The sequence below is a fragment of the Arthrobacter sp. K5 genome (assembly GCF_040448525.1).
Taxonomy (GTDB): Bacteria; Actinomycetota; Actinomycetes; order Actinomycetales; family Micrococcaceae; genus Arthrobacter; species Arthrobacter globiformis.
In genome coordinates, this window is record NZ_CP159279.1 from 105932 (window position 1) to 121750 (window position 15819).

Below are 15819 nucleotides of genomic sequence, written 5' to 3' on the forward strand. Positions count from 1 at the left end.
TGTGACGCCCTGCCCGGGCGCATGACAGTCCGGGTGTCCCGAGCCGGTCAGGCCAACTACTCTTAGTAATGTGACTGAGCTATCTGCAAAACCTGCCTCTTCCCTGACCAGCACTTCACAGAGCGGTGCGGCCAACTATCCGGGACTCGACAACTGGCGGGATCTTCCCATCTCCCAGCAGCCGAGCTGGCAGGACCCCGGGGTCTTCAACGCGTCCGTCAAGGAACTGTCGGTGCTGCCGCCGCTCGTTTTCGCCGGCGAAGTGGACATCCTCCGCGAGCGTCTCGCCGCCGCAGCCCAGGGCAAGGCATTCCTGCTCCAAGGCGGTGACTGCGCCGAGACCTTTGAAGGTGCCACGGCGGACAAGATCAGCGCACGCGTAAAGACGATCCTGCAGATGGCCGTGGTGCTGACCTATGGTGCGGCGATGCCCGTCATCAAGATGGGGCGCATGGCCGGCCAGTTCGCCAAGCCGCGTTCCTCCAATGACGAGACCCGGGACGGCGTGACCCTGCCGGCATACCGCGGTGACATCGTGAACGGATACGACTTCACCCCCGAGTCGCGGGCCCACGACGCCAGCCGCATGCTGCGCGCTTACCACACTTCCGCGTCCACGCTGAACCTCATCCGGGCCTTCACCCAGGGCGGCTTCGCGGACCTCCGCCTGGTGCACACCTGGAACAAGGGGTTCACCGAGAACCCTGCCCATGCCCGCTACGAGTCACTCGCGCGCGACATCGACCGCGCCATCAAGTTCATGGCGTCCTGCGGCGCGGACTTCGAAGCCCTCAAGCGGGTTGAATTCTTTGCCAGCCATGAGGCGCTGCTGCTCGACTACGAGCGTGCGCTGACCCGCATCGACTCCCGCACCGGCCTGCCCTACGGCACCTCCGGCCACTTCCTGTGGATCGGTGAGCGTACCCGCGAGCTGGACCACGCGCACGTGGACTTCCTGTCCCGGGTCCGCAACCCGATTGGCGTCAAGCTGGGCCCGTCTACGTCCGGTGACGACGCCCTGCGCCTCATCGACAAGCTGGATCCGGAGCGTGAACCCGGCAGGCTCACGTTCATTACCCGCATGGGTGCCGGCAACATCCGCGAGAAGCTCCCGTCCCTCGTGGAAAAGGTCACCGCCTCCGGTGCCCAGGTCCTGTGGGTCACGGACCCGATGCACGGCAACACCGTCACCTCGCCCAACGGCTACAAGACCCGCAATTTCGACGACGTCATTGACGAGGTGCGCGGGTTCTTCGAAGTGCACCATGCCCTGGGGACGGTTCCGGGCGGCCTGCACGTCGAGATGACCGGGGATGACGTGGCTGAATGCCTCGGCGGTGCCGACCCCATCGACCAGGAAGCCTTCCTTGACCGCTATGAGTCGGTCTGTGATCCCCGGCTGAACCACATGCAGTCGCTGGAGATGGCCTTCCTCGTGGCGGGCGCGCTCACCCGCCGCTAACAGCAAAGGCGAGGAAAGACCGGCGTCGGGGAGCAGTTGAGGCTCCCCGGCGCCGGTCTTTCGTTTGCCGTCCGGGCTTAGACCACGGTGAGGGTGACGACGGAGCCTTCAGGGACCTCGGTGTCGACGGGATCCTGGTCCCGCACCGTGCCGAAGAACCCGCCAAGGACTTCGTTGACGCGGACTTGGAAACCGCGCTTCCGCAGCGCTTCGGTTGCGTCTTCCACCTGTTTGCCGATGTAGTTGGGCACCTTCACGAGCTTGGGCCCCTCGGAAATCGTCAGGGTGACCGTTTGGCCCCTTGTCAGGGTTCCTGAAGCAGGCTCCTGGCTGACCACGGCGCCCTTGGGAACGTTCCGGTCATGCACCGTTTCGTCGGCGAAGACGGCTTTCAGGCCGGCGGATTCGATGGCACGGAACGCCGCGTCCTGGTCCTGTCCGCGCACGTCCGGCACGGGAATGGGCTGCGGGCCCTTCGAGACAGTGAGGCTTACCGGTGTCCCATGCCGCACGGCGGTTCCCGGGGCCGGAGCCTGGCCCAGCACCGTGCCGGCAGGCACCTCCTCATCGAACTTTTCGGTGACCTTGCCCAGCGCCATCTCGGCCCCGTTGAGTGCGGCCTTGGACGCATCGAGCGTCTTGCCCGTCAGCTGCGGCAGGGGAAATAGCTGCGGACCCTTGGACACGAACAGCGAGACCTGCTGGAATTTGCGGATTTGCGTTCCGGCGTCCGGCTCTGATCCCACCACGAGTCCGGCTTTGACGTCGTCGTCGAAGACGTCCTTGGTACTGGACTGGAAACCGGCGTCCCGGAGCAGCTGCTGGGCCTCCGCCACGGTCCTGTTCGCCACGACCGGCACGGTGCCGGGGGAGCCGGGGCCCATGCCGAAGAACCAGCCCGCTCCCGTGGCCAGAAGGGCCAGGATCACCAGGACCACAATCCAGAGCGCTCCCCGGCGCCGGGAATTCCCTTCCCGGAGCGTTCGGACGGGAGTGGCCGCCGCGCGCGACCGTTCCTTTTGTTCGTGGCGGTCCAGCTTCCGCTGTTCCCGCTTGCTCAGGGGGAGCGGGGCAGCCTCCCTGTCGTCGTCGTTGTCGAACCCGTAGGGCGGGAGGACCGGCCTGTGAGTTGAAGAGACAGGAGTTGAAGAGACAGGAGTTGAATCGGCAGGCCTTGAAGAGGCGGGGGGTGAGGAGGCGGGAGGTGAGGAGGCGGGGGCGGAAAACACGGTGGTCGGGTTGCTGGTGCGGGAAATGACTTCCGTGGGCCGGCCCCGGGGGACGTCATCGCCGTGAATGGGTGCGAGCAGCTCGGTGTGGTTTGCCTGGTTTCCCGGGCCTCCCTGGTTTCCTTGGGCGTGCGGGCTCTGCGGCATGCGGGACGGCATCCGGGCAGGTGCCGGGGGAGCGCCCATGCCGCGCGGGCCGACGTCGGGGGCCATACCTGCCGACGCGGCCGCCTGGATGGCTGCGGGGGGTTGCAGGTCAAGTTCGGTGTCGGTGAGGTTGGTCCGGATATGACGGAGTTCCGCGAGCAGGGCGTTGCCGTCCACCGGCCGTTGCTCGGGGTCGCTGGCCGTACACCACTGCACGAGTTCGTCCACTTCCCCCGCGAGGCCTGGAACCAGGCCTGACGGGGCACCCACAGCGGAATTCACGTGCTGGTAGGCCACCTGGATGGGGACGTCGCCGTCGAACGGCTGGCGTCCGGTGAGCATCTCGAACAGCATGATGCCCGTGGAATAGATGTCGCTTCGTGCGTCGGCCGGCTTGCCAAGGACCAGTTCCGGCGAGAGGTACGCGACGGTGCCGATCAGGGCACCTGTGCTGGTTGTCGTCGTCACGGCGCGCGCGAGGCCGAAGTCGCCGATCTTGATCCGGCCGTCGTCGGCGATCAGGACGTTCTCCGGCTTGACGTCGCGGTGGATCAGGCCGGCGGCATGGGCAGCCCCCAGGCCTTCCACCACCGGATCGATGAGTGCCAGGGCCAGCCGGGGGGACAGGGCGCCCTTGCTGTTGATGACGTCGCGGAGGGTGTGCCCCTTGATGTACTCCATCACGAGGTAGGCGGTGTCTCCATCGTGCCCCTGGTCGAGGACGCCCACCACATGCGGGTGTGAGAGCTTGGCGGCTGCCCGTGCTTCCCGGGCCAGGCGGTCCAGGAAACTGCCGTCGTTGACCAGATGTGGATGCAGGACTTTCAGGGCAACATCACGGTCCAGCCTCTGGTCCGTGGCCACATAGACGGTGGACATCCCGCCCCGCGCCAACCGGGACTTCACCTGGTAGCGGTTGTCCACCAGGGACCCAACGAGACTGCCTAAAGCGTTTTCCTGCACTCTTCGATACTAAGTGCTGCACGGAAACGGGTCCGAATCAACATGCGATCCGGACCCGTATCGTTATGCTCCCCGGAGCCGGGATCTGCCGGCACCGGGGTCAGTTGAGGGCGTCAGCTGAAGTTCTTACGGTGTGCCTTGATGGCTGCGACGTAGCGCTTGGTGTCGGTGTACATTCCGTGCTTGTTGACCGAGTACTGGCCCTGGTAATAGCCTGCGATGGCGTAGTCCAGGCTCTTGCTGGTCCGGATCAGCTGGCGGATGATTGCGACTCCGGCGGTGGCATTGTCATACGGATCAAGCAGGTTCAGCTTCCGGCCCACGAGGTCGGATGCCCATTCGCCGGAGGAGGGGATGACCTGCATGGTGCCGATGGCGTTGGCCGGAGACACCGCCCGCTGGTTGAACCCGGATTCCTGGTACGCGAAGGCCTGTGCCAGCGCCGGATCCACGCCCATCCGCCGTGCCGTGTCGGCCACGATGGACTGCATCTGGGCAAGCGACGGAACCGGCGAGGCGTTGAGCAGGGCCTTGTTCTTGTTGGCCGAGCTGACCACGGCTGCCGGGTAGGTGTAGCCCAGGAACGAGCTGGGCACGAGCGGCGTGACGCTGGATGCCGGCTGGACGGCTGCGGCCTTCCCGGGAATGGCGAGCTTCTGGCCGGGGTAAATGATGCTGGTGACCTTCAGCCGGTTCGCCGACAGGATGTCCGCTAGCTTGACGCCGTGCCTGGCCGCGATGCCGGACAGTGTGTCCCCGGACTTGATGACGTAGGAGGCTGAGCGGGTGGCGGCCGGTGCTGCCGCCTTGGCCGGTGCCGTCGCGACAGCCGTGCCGGCGCCGAGGCGGATCTTCTGGCCGGGGTAGATGATCGACGTCACCTTGAGCCCGTTCCAGCTGAGCACCTGGGAGAGCCTGACGCCGTGCCGCCCGGCGATGCCGCCCAGTGTGTCGCCGGACTTGACTGTGTAAGTCCTGGCAGCGGTGCCGGCAGGCGCAGCAGCAGTCCTGGCCGCCGGAGCGGCGGCTGCCGTCAGCTTGATCCGCTGCCCCGGGTAGATCACGGAGTTCGATTTCAGGTTGTTGAGCTTCAGCACGGCAGTGGTGCTCAGCCCGTACCGGCCGGCGATGCCGCTGACCGTGTCCCCGCGGACCACCGTGTGGGCCGTCGGGGTGACGCGGGTGGGCTGAAGGCCCGACGGGAGCGCGGCCGGCACGGCGGCTGCGGGGATGATGCCAGCTTTGACTGCTGCAGCCTGTGCCTCGATGGCGGCGGCGAGTGTTGCGGGCACGGTTTGGGGCCGGGCGTCGGCATCTGCGGGCTGGGCGACCGCAAGGGAGGAAAGCATGACGGCGGGGAGCGTGGCCGTCGTGGCCGCGATCAGGGGCAGCCCCGGCCGGGGTGACTGCTTAGTGGAGCGGGTCGTCGTCATGGGAAAGATCCTCTTCTCAGCGGCGAATGCTGTCGGTCATGCCAGTTGCTCGTGATACCAATGTTACTGATGTTAATCGTGTTGCGAATGTTATCTATGTGAATCTCTCACGATTTTTCGGTTAGCACAAGAACGGGCCTTCAGCCGGGAAATCTGCCCGGCTGGGAGTGTCGCGCGCGAAAATGGAGCGGGCGCACACGTGAGCTGTTTCGACTAGGCTTGCGGGCGCCCGACATGGCAACCTTGACCCGTGAGTACTGTAGAAACCCTTGTAGGCGACTGGCTGCCCCTGCCCGACGTCGCCCAGTTGCTGGATGTGTCCATTACCAAAGTCCACGGGCTCCTTGACGAGCGCGCGCTGGCGGCCCTGCGGATTGGGGAACGGCGAATCCGTTCGGTGCCCGCGGCTTTCCTCCAGGACGGCCACGTCGTGGACAGCCTCAAGGGCACGATTGTGGTGCTGTCAGACGCCGGTTTCTCTGACGAGGAGCTTATCGGCTGGCTTTTTACCCCTGACGAGTCACTTCGCGGGCGGCCCATTGATGCCCTCCGTGAGGGCCGCAAGACGGAAATCCGACGCCGGGCGCAGTCCCTGGCCTGGTAGCCGGCCCAGCCTGGTAACTAACCCAGCCTGATGGAGGGGCCGGGCCAGCCGATCAGGCGGCCCGGCTCACTGTCGCCTCAGCCAGCCGCCGCAGCGCGGTCTTGGGGAGGTCTTCCAAGGGCAGGACCTCCAGTGCCGCGTATGCCGCTGCACCGAATTCCTCGATCAGCACTTCCGTGGCCTGCAGCGCACCGCAGTCCGCGATGATCCGGCGGATCTCGGCCACGTCTTCCTCACTCAGGTCGGGGCTGCCAAGCTTTGAGTCGATGAACGCGGACTCCTCGGGGGTGGCCAGGTCCAGGGCGAAGGCCACGAGGACCGTCCGCTTGCCTTCCCGGAGGTCGTCTCCCGCTGGCTTTCCAGTGGTGACCGGGTCGCCGAAAACGCCCAGGACGTCGTCGCGAAGCTGGAAGGCCTCGCCCAGGGGGAGGGCGAACGCGGAGTAGCCGCGGAGCAGTTCGTCCGAGGCTCCGCCGAGCGCACCGCCCAGGGCGAGCGGATGTTCCGTCGAGTACTTGGCCGACTTGAAGCGGATGATCGACTGGGCGCGGCTGACGGCCCCGGCGCGGTCCCGGACCGGCCCGGCCACCTCTTCGAGGATGTCCAGGTACTGGCCGGCCATGACCTCCGAACGCATCAGGTTGAAGATCAGCCTTGCCCTGCTTCCTGAGGCTGCCGTTTCGCCGATATCGGTGAAGGCTTCCTCGCTGAAGGATAGGCAGAGGTCGCCGGCCAGAATGGCCGCGGCGTGGCCGAAGCGTTCGCTGTCGAGCGCCCAGCCCTGGGACTCGTGGAGCTGGCTGAACCGGCGGTGCACGCTGGGTCCGCCGCGGCGGGTGTCCGACCGGTCGATGATGTCGTCGTGGATCAGGGCTGCCGCCTGGAACAGCTCAAGCGCGGCGCCTGCTGTGACGATGTCCTCGGCCGAGGCGGGGCCGCCCGCTCCGCGCCATCCCCAGTAGCACATGAGGGCACGAAGCCGCTTCCCTCCGGTGACCAGATTGGAGATGGACCCCATGATGGGATCGATGTCCGGCGAGATTGCCATCATGATCGACTGCCGGGTTGTCAAGAAGTCCGTGAGCTTTCCCGCTACGGCGGCCACGAAGTCCGCCTGCTCCACGCGAAGCTGCTCGGCCACCATCACTTGACGGACTCGGGCGTCACGTTGGCGCCGATGGTGAAGGTGGAAATTCCGCCGGTTGCGGGGACGGCGATGTTAACGGTCTCGTTGCCCGCCCGCACGAAGTCCTTGGACGCCACGCTGCCCACCGTGTTGCCGGGAACGGGTTTGAAGCCCTGTGCCTCCAGGGCTTTGGTGTAATACGCGACGACGGCGGCCGGCTTGGCGGCGGTTGATCCCACCAGTGCGGCGGTGGCCGGGGATGTTGACTTATCGAAGCTGCTGGCAACCACCTTGGCCCCGGGCATCACGGGAAGAAGCTTGGACGGGAAGCCGGCGACGAGCGCCCCCACGGTGGCCGACGTGCCAGGTGTTGCACTCGGGCTGGCGGTTGCGGTCGCGGACGCCGTGGCGGTCGCCACTGCGGACGACGATGCCGGCGCCGCTGACGCGGACGTCGCGGAACCGGGTTCCTGTGGTGTGCACGCTGACGCCGCCGCCACTACGGCCGCTCCAGCGGCGAGCAGCCCAAGGCGGGCAGGCATGAGCGTTCGAATGACCTTCACAGGTGCGGTCCTCCTGGGTGTTGATGCCGGATTCAGCCTCCAGTTTAGTCAGGTGCAGGGCATAGGATTGCAGTTGTGGGGCCGGACGAAGACAGAGAGCAGACGGAAGCGCGGCTGCGGGACCTTCGGCGGGCGAGCATTATGCACGTCGACATGGATGCGTTTTTTGTCTCGGTTGAACTGAGGGCCCGCCCTGACCTGCGCGGCCGGCCGGTCATCGTAGGCTTTCCTGCGGAGCGTTCCGTTGTGCTGTCTGCGTCGTACGAGGCACGCAGGTTCGGCGTGAAATCGGCGATGCCCATGGCGGTGGCCCGCAGGCTGTGTCCGCAGGCCACCATCATCGAGCCCCGGCACAAGCTGTATTACGAAGTGTCCGGCCAGCTGATGGCGATATTTGAGTCCATCACCGAGCTCGTCGAGCCGCTCAGTGTTGACGAGGCGTTCCTGGACGTCGGCGGCGCGATCCGCAGGCTCGGTCCGCCGTCGGAAATCGGGCAGTTGATCCGGCGGAGGGTCGCCGGCGAACTGGGCATTACGGCGTCCGTGGGGATCGCCGCCAGCAAGTTCGTGGCCAAGATTGCCTCAACCCGGTGCAAGCCGGACGGCCTGCTGCTCATCCGGCCGGAGCAGACCGTACCGTATCTTCACAGCCTTCCGGTCAATGCCCTCTGGGGTGTCGGGGGCAAGACGGCGGAGGTGCTGGCCCGCATGGGAATCCGTACCGTGGCGGACGTCGCTGCCACGCCGGTCTCCTCGCTCAAGAAGGTGCTGGGCGCCACCGGTGAGCACGTCCACCGGCTCTCCTGGGGTATCGACAGCCGGACTGTCACGCCGGTGCGGGTCGAGAAAAGCATCGGAGCGGAGGAAACGTTCGCAGCGGACACGGCGGACGATGCCCTGCTGCACAGGGAGCTGCTGCGGCTGTCCCACCGCACCGCCGAGCGGCTTCGTGCTTCCGGGCTGGTGGCCCGGACGGTGGCGCTCAAGCTGCGGTACGCCGACTTCTCCACCGTAACCCGAAGCCGCACCGTCCACACGCCACTGGACAGTGCGCAGCTCATCTATGCAGTGGCCATCCAGCTGCTGGAGTCACTGGGCAGCCGGCCCCTGACGGTCCGGCTGGTGGGCGTCCGTGCGGAGCAGCTGGAAGCCGCCGCCCAGACCTCCCTCCAACTGAGCCTGGACAGGCGCGATGACAACTGGCGGGCCGCCGAACAGGCGCTGGACAAAGTGGCCCAGAAATTCGGCAGTAAGTCCGTGCTTCCGGCCCGGCTGCTTGAGCCGGGCAGCGGCAACTCCTGATGAGTTCCGGCTGACGTGATTCCCGCGACACCCGAGGGTGCGGGAAACCGCGTTCACGGCCGAAGATCCGGGCCAGTTCAGGGCCTTGGGGAGTGTTGCCGCCCGTGAACAGCGTCTTTCAGAACAGCGCCCAACAAACTATCCTTATAGATACAAAGATTTCGAACGTCTGGACATGTGTGGATCACCCGACCCGCCACGTACGTATGCTTGAATCCCTGGATCTGCCGAGGTTGGCAGGCCGGGAACCTGGATGGCATGCCGGTCGTTGACGGGGCAGGAACAACCGGTTCCGACCTGTCTGGACGTTGGCCTACTTAAGGAGGTCGTGATGCCGCTCTCGGAGCACGAACAGAAGCTGCTCGAGCAACTCGAGAGGCAACTGCATGAGGACGATCCCAAGTTCGCCAATTCCATGGGCTCGGATCCCGGCCGCAGCTGGTCCACCCGGCACATTGTGATTGGCGTACTGGCCACGCTGGCCGGGGTGCTGCTCCTCCTGGTGGGGGTTTCCCTCCAGAACATATTTGTAGGGGTCCTCGGGTTCGTCGTCATGGGTGCCGGAGTTTATTTTGCCACGATGCGCAGCGTTGCGGCCGGCAAAGCAAAGGCCGGCGGGCATGGCCGTAAGTCGAAGAACAAGAGCTCCTTCATGAACAGCCTCGAAGAACGATGGGATGAAAGGCGCCGCGGGGAGTCCTGAGCCAACGCTCCACTTCCCGCCACCTCCACTTCCTAGCACCCTCCACATAGCACCACCCTCCACATAGCACCACCCGGGCTATCCCGGGTGGGCGCCCATAATCCAGGAATGACCCGCTGCGGCGGGTCATTCTGCTTTAAGCCGCGGAACTGGTGCCGGGAGCCCGTGCTCCGAGCCTGATCTCGCTGCGGATGCCATCTGAGGGTCGGCGCGATTCCCCTCCACTTTCCACCCCGGCAAAAATCCCCGCCATTCCGCGGAAAAATGTTTGTCCAAACCGGTGAGAAACGTCCGCGTCGCGTTGACTGTGGGGAGAAGTGGAGTAAAGTGGAGCGCGTAAGAGGGTAGTGGCAGCGCGGGGGTTGTTCGGCTTCTGACGGCAGACGGGCGGTGGGACGTGTTCCTTGGGACACACTCACCGCGTCTTGACGAAAAGGGCAGGATCATTCTTCCCGCTAAGTTCCGCGAGGAGCTTGCCGGCGGACTTGTTCTCACCCGAGGTCAGGAGCGCTGCATCTACGTCTTCAGCGAGCAGGAATTCGCGAGGGTTCACGAGCAGATCCGGGAGGCTCCGATCTCCAACAAGCAGGCTCGTGACTACATCCGGGTTTTTCTCTCTGGAGCCTCGGACGAGGTGCCTGACAAGCAGGGGCGCGTGACCATACCTCCCGCGCTCCGGGAGTACGCAGGGCTCGGCAGGGAGTTGGCTGTTATTGGGGCCGGCACCCGAGCTGAGATCTGGGACGCCCAGGCTTGGAATACGTACCTTGCAGAGAAGGAAACCTCCTTCGCTGAAACCGACAACCCCATCGCCGGCATCCTTTAGGCCGGCCCGAATCCGTTTCTTGGACGAGATCTCCAGCCGCCCATCCTTGACGACTACCTGGCTCACTTCCCCGGAGCCAGGCAGCCGCGGGGATAGGCGCGGATGGGGATCTGGCCCAAGAAGCACACGAGGCGCTCAAGGAAGGACGAAGGCGTGACAGAACCCGACCAGCCGAAGCCTACGTCCGAACGGCATGTGCCGGTCCTGAAGGACCGGTGCATCAATCTTTTGGCGCCCGGATTCGAGGCGGCACGCCTGCGCGGACAGATACCGGTGGCCATCGACGCAACGCTCGGCATGGGCGGGCACTCCGAAGCCATGCTCCAGCGTTTTCCTGACCTGCACCTGGTGGGCATCGACCGTGACGAGGAAGCCCTGGCGCTGGCAGGTGAGCGGCTCAAGCCCTTCGCGGCGCGCACGGACCTGGTTCACGCTGTGTACGACGAGATCGGCGAGGTGCTTGAGGACCTCGGCATACCCGAAGTCCACGGCATCCTGATGGACCTCGGGGTCTCGTCCCTGCAGCTCGACGAGCGGGAACGCGGTTTCGCGTATTCCTTTGACGCACCCCTGGACATGCGGATGGACACCAGCCGCGGCCAGACGGCGGCGGACGTCGTCAACACCTACAGCGAAGAGGAACTGGTCAGGATCATCCGCAAGTGGGGTGAGGAAAAGTTCGCGGGGCGCATCGCCAACAGGATCGTTAACGCCCGGGCCGCGAAGCCGTTCACCACCACAGGGGAACTCGTCGAACAGATCCGGGCAGTGATTCCGGCCGCCGCGGCCAAATCCGGCGGGCACCCGGCCAAACGCACGTTCCAGGCGCTGCGCATCGAAGTCAATGAGGAACTCGAAGTCCTTGAGCGTGCCGTTCCGGCAGCGGTGGATGCCATCGCCCTTGGCGGCCGGATCGTTGTGATGTCCTACCACTCCCTGGAAGACAAGATCGTCAAGGGCGTCTTCCAGGCCCGCTCCAAATCGTCAGCTCCGCTCGGTTTCCCGGTGGAGCTCGAAGAACACAAGGCCGAACTCAAAACCCTGACCAAAGGCACCGAGGTGCCTACCGCCGTCGAGATCGCAGAGAATTCGCGTGCAGCATCAGCCCGGCTGCGCGCAGTGGAACGTATCAGAGCCAGGAGAGCAACATGAGCGCAGCAGCTGCCAAGAACCTCGCCCTTCCGTCCGGCCCGAGCGTCCAGGATGTAGAGGCCGGCCTTCCGGGTTCGGCCCGCAAGGCGCGCACCCCCCTGTCCCTGGTCCGGTCCGCACCGAGGAAGCGCCGCGCGCCCTTTGTTGTTCTCTGCTTCGGTATGCTGGCGGCCGCACTGATCGCGGTGCTGGTGCTCAACATCTCTGTATCCACGGCCCAGTACCAGCTGGTCAAGCTCCGTGCCGAACAGACTGCACTGACCAAGCAGAACCAGGACCTGACACAGCAGGTGCAAAACTTCGAGGCTCCCCAGAATCTGGCTGCCAAGGCTTCAGAATTGGGAATGGTTGCTGCCACCGGCAAGGGACAGATTGATCTTTCCACGCTGACCGTGAGCGGGGATGCCAAACCGGCGGTCAAGGGAGACTCGGCAGGAGCGGTGATCGCTGCCCCTGCCGTCCCGGGTCAGCTGAATGTGGTTCCGCCCGCCAGTTCGGGCGAACCGCTGGCAAGCAGGGCCCCGGCTGCCGGTGAAACGGCAGCTGCCCAGCCGGAGACCCCGGCGGCTGCGAAGCCGGCCGAACCGGCAGCTGCAGCCAAGCCGGCCGCCCTCAACGGGGGCACCATTCCGGCGCCTGAGCAAAGGACGCCGGGGCAGTAGGGAAGGAACAGGCGGCTGGTAGCCCGCATGGCAAGCAGTAGGGGATGAGCGTGGCGCAAGGCAAGAGCAAGGCAAGCAAGAAGAAGGCTGCTAACGCCACGAAGAGGCTCCGCCTCGGACTCAGCATCATGCTTGCGCTGCTGGTGGTGGTCGGCGGAAAGCTGTTCCTGGTGCAGGGGCTGGACGTTGGCGGCATGGCTGAAGCTGCCCTTGACAACCGGCTGCGCCCCACCGTGCTGCCGGCCGAACGCGGCAGTATCCTGGACGCGAATGGCACCGTGCTTGCCAACAGTGTTATCCGCTACAACATCACAGTTGACCAGTCTGTAAATACCAAGACCGAATCCTTCAAGCGGCTTGAAAAGGTGAACGGCAAGGACGAGCTCGTCACCGTGTCCCGTGACCAGGGGATCGCCGAGCTTGCAGCCGTCCTGGGCATGGATGCCGGGGACGTGCGCAAATCAGTCACCGGGACCAGGACGTACTACATCGTGGCCAAGGACCTGCGACCGGACGTCGAAAACCGGGTTTCGGAACTGCAGATCCCGGGCATCTTCTCCGAAGGCACCAGCAAGCGCGTGTACCCGAACGGCTCCGTGGCCGGCGGCATTGTGGGTTTCCTGGAGAACGGAACCACCGGCCAGGCCGGCCTCGAACAGACCCAGGACGGGATACTGCGTGGCACGGCGGGCAAGCGCGTCTTCGAAATCGGCGCCGACGGCCTCCGCATTCCCGTGGGCATCGACGAACTGACGCCCGCGCAGGACGGCAAGGACGTCAAGCTCACCCTGAACTCCGATCTCCAGTACTTCGCCCAGCAGGCCATCCAGACCCAGGCGGACAAGCTCAGCGCCGAGTGGGGGGTCATCATCGTCTCGGACGTGAAGACCGGCAACATCATCGCCATGGCCGACACCAACACGCCCGACCCCAACGACCCCGGCAAGGTGGCAGCCAAGGACCGCGGCGTCCGCTCCGTCACGGCGGCGTACGAGCCGGGGTCCGTGGAAAAGATGATCACCGCCGCCGCCGTCATCGAAGAAGGCAAGGCCAAACCGCTGGACACCTTCGTCATCCCGCCTTCTCTGGTGGTGGATGGCCAGCAGTTCGACGATTCCTTTTCCCACGGGACCGAGAAGCGGACCCTGGCGGGCATCCTGGGCTGGTCCATGAACACGGGCACCGTGATGGCGGGCCAGCGCCTCACCAAGGACCAGCGCCACGACTGGCTGCAGAAATTCGGCATCGGCGAGGCGCCGGAGATCGGGTTGCCGGCGGAAGCGAAGGGCATCCTGACCCCGGCCGACCAGTGGGACGGCCGCCAGCAGTACACGGTGCTGTTCGGCCAGGGTGTATCGCAGTCGACACTCCAGACAGTCCGCGCCTACCAGTCCATCGCCAATGACGGCGTGATGCTGCAGCCGCGGCTCATCGACAGCTACATCAGCCCCGACGGAACCGAAGACAAGGTGGCGGCCAAGCCGTCCCGCAGGGTGGTCTCGGAGGAGACAGCCCAGCAGGTGAGGGACATCCTCGAAAGTGCCGTCACGGAAGGCCAGATCAAGGAGGCCGCCATCGACGGCTACCGGGTCGGAGCCAAGACGGGCACCTCGCAATCGCCCTGCGACGACGGGACTGCGGGCTTCTGCGGCTACACCGCCTCGATGGTGGGGATGGCGCCCATGGACGATCCGCGGTTTATTGTGGAGGTGGTCCTGCAGCGTCCCAAGGGGTCCATTTACGGGATCACCAACGGGCCCGTGTTCCGCTCGGTCATGAGCCAGGCGCTGCGGACGTACAACGTTCCGCCGTCCAAGGGCGCGCCCGTCAGGCTGCCGCAGTTTGCAAAATGACGCAGTTCGCCAAGTAACGCAGTACACCAAGTAACGCCCGCCAAGATAAGACCGCGGCACACCTGAACAAACAGTTCGGTGGTGTCCGCCGGTCCACCAGCACCAACGGAGATTCAGTTGCCACAGCACCATGACCCCGGCACTGCCGACGCCCCGGAGGGGCAGGCATCCAAGAGCGGCTTCCGGCCCACCGCCGTCGCCGCCGTCGAGCTCGGTGTCGTCGGCCAGTCAGTAGGCGTCACCGTGCCCGGGGCCTCCGAATCGGTTCAGGTCACCGGCATCTCGCTCGACTCCCGGACCGTGGAGCGCGGGGACCTGTATGTTGCCCTGCCGGGAGCGGCGCGGCACGGGGCGGACTTCGCGAGGACGGCGCTCGAGGCCGGCGCGGTGGCGGTGCTGACGGACGACGCCGGCGGGAGACTCCTTGCCCTGGGGTCGGACATCGCTGTGCCCGTGCTGGTGGTGGCGGAACCCCGCAGTGTGGTGGGCCGGCTGTCCAGGCTGATCTACCGGAGCCAGGACGCCGACCTTCCGGGCCCCTCCATGTTCGGCGTGACGGGCACCAACGGAAAAACCACCACCACGTACTTCATCAACGCCCTGCTGCAGGCGATGGGCAAGAAGACCGGACTCATCGGCACCATCGAGATCCTGGCCGGCGGAGACCCGATCCCAAGCCTCCTGACCACCCCGGAATCCACGGATGTCCACGCCCTGCTGGCCCTCATGCGGGAACGCGGGCTCGACGCCGCATCCATGGAAGTCTCCTCGCACGCGGTTTCCTTCCGCCGGGTGGACGGCGTGGTCTTCGACGTCGTCGGTTTCACCAACCTGACCCAGGACCACCTGGACCTGCACGGCACCATGGAGGAGTACTACCGGACCAAAGCGGAGCTGTTCACCGCCGAACGTGCCCGTGCCGCCGTCGTGACGGTCGACGACGAGTGGGGACAACGGCTTGCCGCCCAGACTGAGCTTCCGGTCACCACGCTGGCAACCATCCAGCCCGGCAGCGGGCCGGAAGCGGACCCGGCCGGGCCGGCAGGAGCCGACTGGACGGTCACGGACTCAAAGCCGCGCGGACTCGGTACGGAATTCACCCTCCGCGGCCGGAACGGCACGGAACTCCGCGTGCACACCGGGCTGCCCGGGGCCTTCAATGTCTCCAACGCGGCACTGGCCCTGGCCATGGTGCTCGCCGGCGGCGCAGACCCCGCCGAAGTGCAGGCAGCACTCGATTCCAAAGATCCGTTCACTGTGGCGGTGCCGGGCCGTATGCAGCTCGTCTCCACCCGGCCGGCCGCCGTCGTCGACTTCGCGCACAACACCGATGCACTGGCACGCGCCCTGGCGGCCGTCCGGTCCCCGGAGCCCGCGTCCAAGGTCATCGTGGTCTTCGGCGCCACGGGCCAGCGCGACCAGGGCAAGCGCCCGTCCATGGGCGCCACCGCGGCCCGGCTTGCCGACGTCGTGATCGTCAGCGACGACGACCCCCATGATGAGGACGCCGCGGCGATCCGCGCCGAGGTGCTGGTAGGTGCCACGGACGCGAAGGAAGCCGAGCAGTTGGACTGCAAAATCATGGAGGTTTATCCGCGGGACGCTGCCATCCGGGAGGCCGTCAACCTGGCGGCACCGGAGGACACCATCCTCATTGCGGGGCGGGGGCACGAAGTGTGGCAGGAGGTCAAGGGAGTGAACCTTGCCCTCGACGACAGGGTGGAACTACGGAACGCCTTGACGGCACGAGGATTCACCGTTCTCCAAGACGACGGGATAGAGTCCTAGACCGAC

At 65.8% G+C, this 15819-nt stretch carries 13 protein-coding genes; 9 read left to right on the forward strand and 4 right to left on the reverse strand.

All coding sequences use genetic code 11. From position 1 onward, the window contains the following. The first annotated feature begins 70 nt into the window (after positions 1 to 70). Positions 71 to 1462 (forward strand): class II 3-deoxy-7-phosphoheptulonate synthase, encoded by a 1392-nt coding sequence (locus ABRP34_RS00475; RefSeq protein WP_003801783.1) that lies wholly within the window; start codon positions 71 to 73, stop codon positions 1460 to 1462. A 77-nt stretch (positions 1463 to 1539) separates the two neighbouring features. On the opposite strand, the gene ABRP34_RS00480 is transcribed toward ABRP34_RS00475, so the two are convergent. Then, positions 1540 to 3801, reverse strand: coding sequence for a PASTA domain-containing protein (locus ABRP34_RS00480; RefSeq protein WP_353711851.1), 2262 nt, complete (start codon positions 3799 to 3801; stop codon positions 1540 to 1542). Between the two features lie 113 nt (positions 3802 to 3914). Then, the gene (locus tag ABRP34_RS00485; RefSeq protein ID WP_353711852.1) at positions 3915 to 5234 is read right to left on the reverse strand and encodes a LysM peptidoglycan-binding domain-containing protein; all 1320 of its coding nucleotides are present in this window, start codon (positions 5232 to 5234) and stop codon (positions 3915 to 3917) included. Between the two features lie 250 nt (positions 5235 to 5484). Between ABRP34_RS00485 and ABRP34_RS00490 the strand changes: the two genes are divergently transcribed. Then, positions 5485 to 5838, forward strand: coding sequence for an Rv2175c family DNA-binding protein (locus ABRP34_RS00490; RefSeq protein ID WP_306922283.1), 354 nt, complete (start codon positions 5485 to 5487; stop codon positions 5836 to 5838). 52 nt (positions 5839 to 5890) lie between these two features. Here the strand turns inward: ABRP34_RS00490 and ABRP34_RS00495 are convergent, their stop codons facing one another. Both ABRP34_RS00495 and ABRP34_RS00500 read right to left on the reverse strand, forming a co-directional pair. Further along, on the reverse strand, positions 5891 to 6982 hold the full coding sequence (locus tag ABRP34_RS00495) for a polyprenyl synthetase family protein (protein ID WP_353711853.1): 1092 nt from the start codon (positions 6980 to 6982) through the stop codon (positions 5891 to 5893). After that, the gene (locus tag ABRP34_RS00500) at positions 6982 to 7527 is read right to left on the reverse strand and encodes a hypothetical protein (RefSeq protein ID WP_353711854.1); all 546 of its coding nucleotides are present in this window, start codon (positions 7525 to 7527) and stop codon (positions 6982 to 6984) included. Before ABRP34_RS00500 ends, ABRP34_RS00495 begins: the two co-directional genes overlap by 1 nt. Positions 7528 to 7602: 75 nt before the next feature. Here ABRP34_RS00500 and dinB point away from each other — a divergent pair, with 75 nt between their 5' ends. From dinB to ABRP34_RS00535, 7 genes are all read left to right on the forward strand, one after another. Continuing rightward, entirely contained in the window at positions 7603 to 8829 is a 1227-nt protein-coding gene (gene dinB, locus ABRP34_RS00505) for a DNA polymerase IV (protein WP_353711855.1), read from the forward strand. 331 nt (positions 8830 to 9160) lie between these two features. Then, complete coding sequence (locus tag ABRP34_RS00510; RefSeq protein WP_003801771.1) at positions 9161 to 9532, forward strand: DUF3040 domain-containing protein; 372 nt, start codon at positions 9161 to 9163, stop codon at positions 9530 to 9532. Positions 9533 to 9929: 397 nt separating this feature from the next. Further along, positions 9930 to 10358: a division/cell wall cluster transcriptional repressor MraZ gene (gene mraZ / locus ABRP34_RS00515; RefSeq protein WP_003801769.1), complete on the forward strand. Its 429-nt coding sequence runs from the start codon at positions 9930 to 9932 to the stop codon at positions 10356 to 10358. A gap of 153 nt (positions 10359 to 10511) precedes the next feature. Beyond that, complete coding sequence (gene rsmH, locus ABRP34_RS00520) at positions 10512 to 11510, forward strand: 16S rRNA (cytosine(1402)-N(4))-methyltransferase RsmH (protein ID WP_353711856.1); 999 nt, start codon at positions 10512 to 10514, stop codon at positions 11508 to 11510. Then, entirely contained in the window at positions 11507 to 12172 is a 666-nt protein-coding gene (locus ABRP34_RS00525; protein ID WP_003801765.1) for a hypothetical protein, read from the forward strand. Before rsmH ends, ABRP34_RS00525 begins: the two co-directional genes overlap by 4 nt. Positions 12173 to 12216: 44 nt before the next feature. Further along, positions 12217 to 14025, forward strand: a complete 1809-nt coding sequence (locus ABRP34_RS00530; RefSeq protein WP_353711857.1) for a penicillin-binding protein 2 — start codon at positions 12217 to 12219, stop codon at positions 14023 to 14025. A 117-nt stretch (positions 14026 to 14142) separates the two neighbouring features. Further along, a complete protein-coding gene (locus ABRP34_RS00535) occupies positions 14143 to 15813 on the forward strand; it encodes a UDP-N-acetylmuramoyl-L-alanyl-D-glutamate--2,6-diaminopimelate ligase (RefSeq protein ID WP_353711858.1) in 1671 nt (556 codons plus the stop codon). Positions 15814 to 15819: the final 6 nt, after the last annotated feature.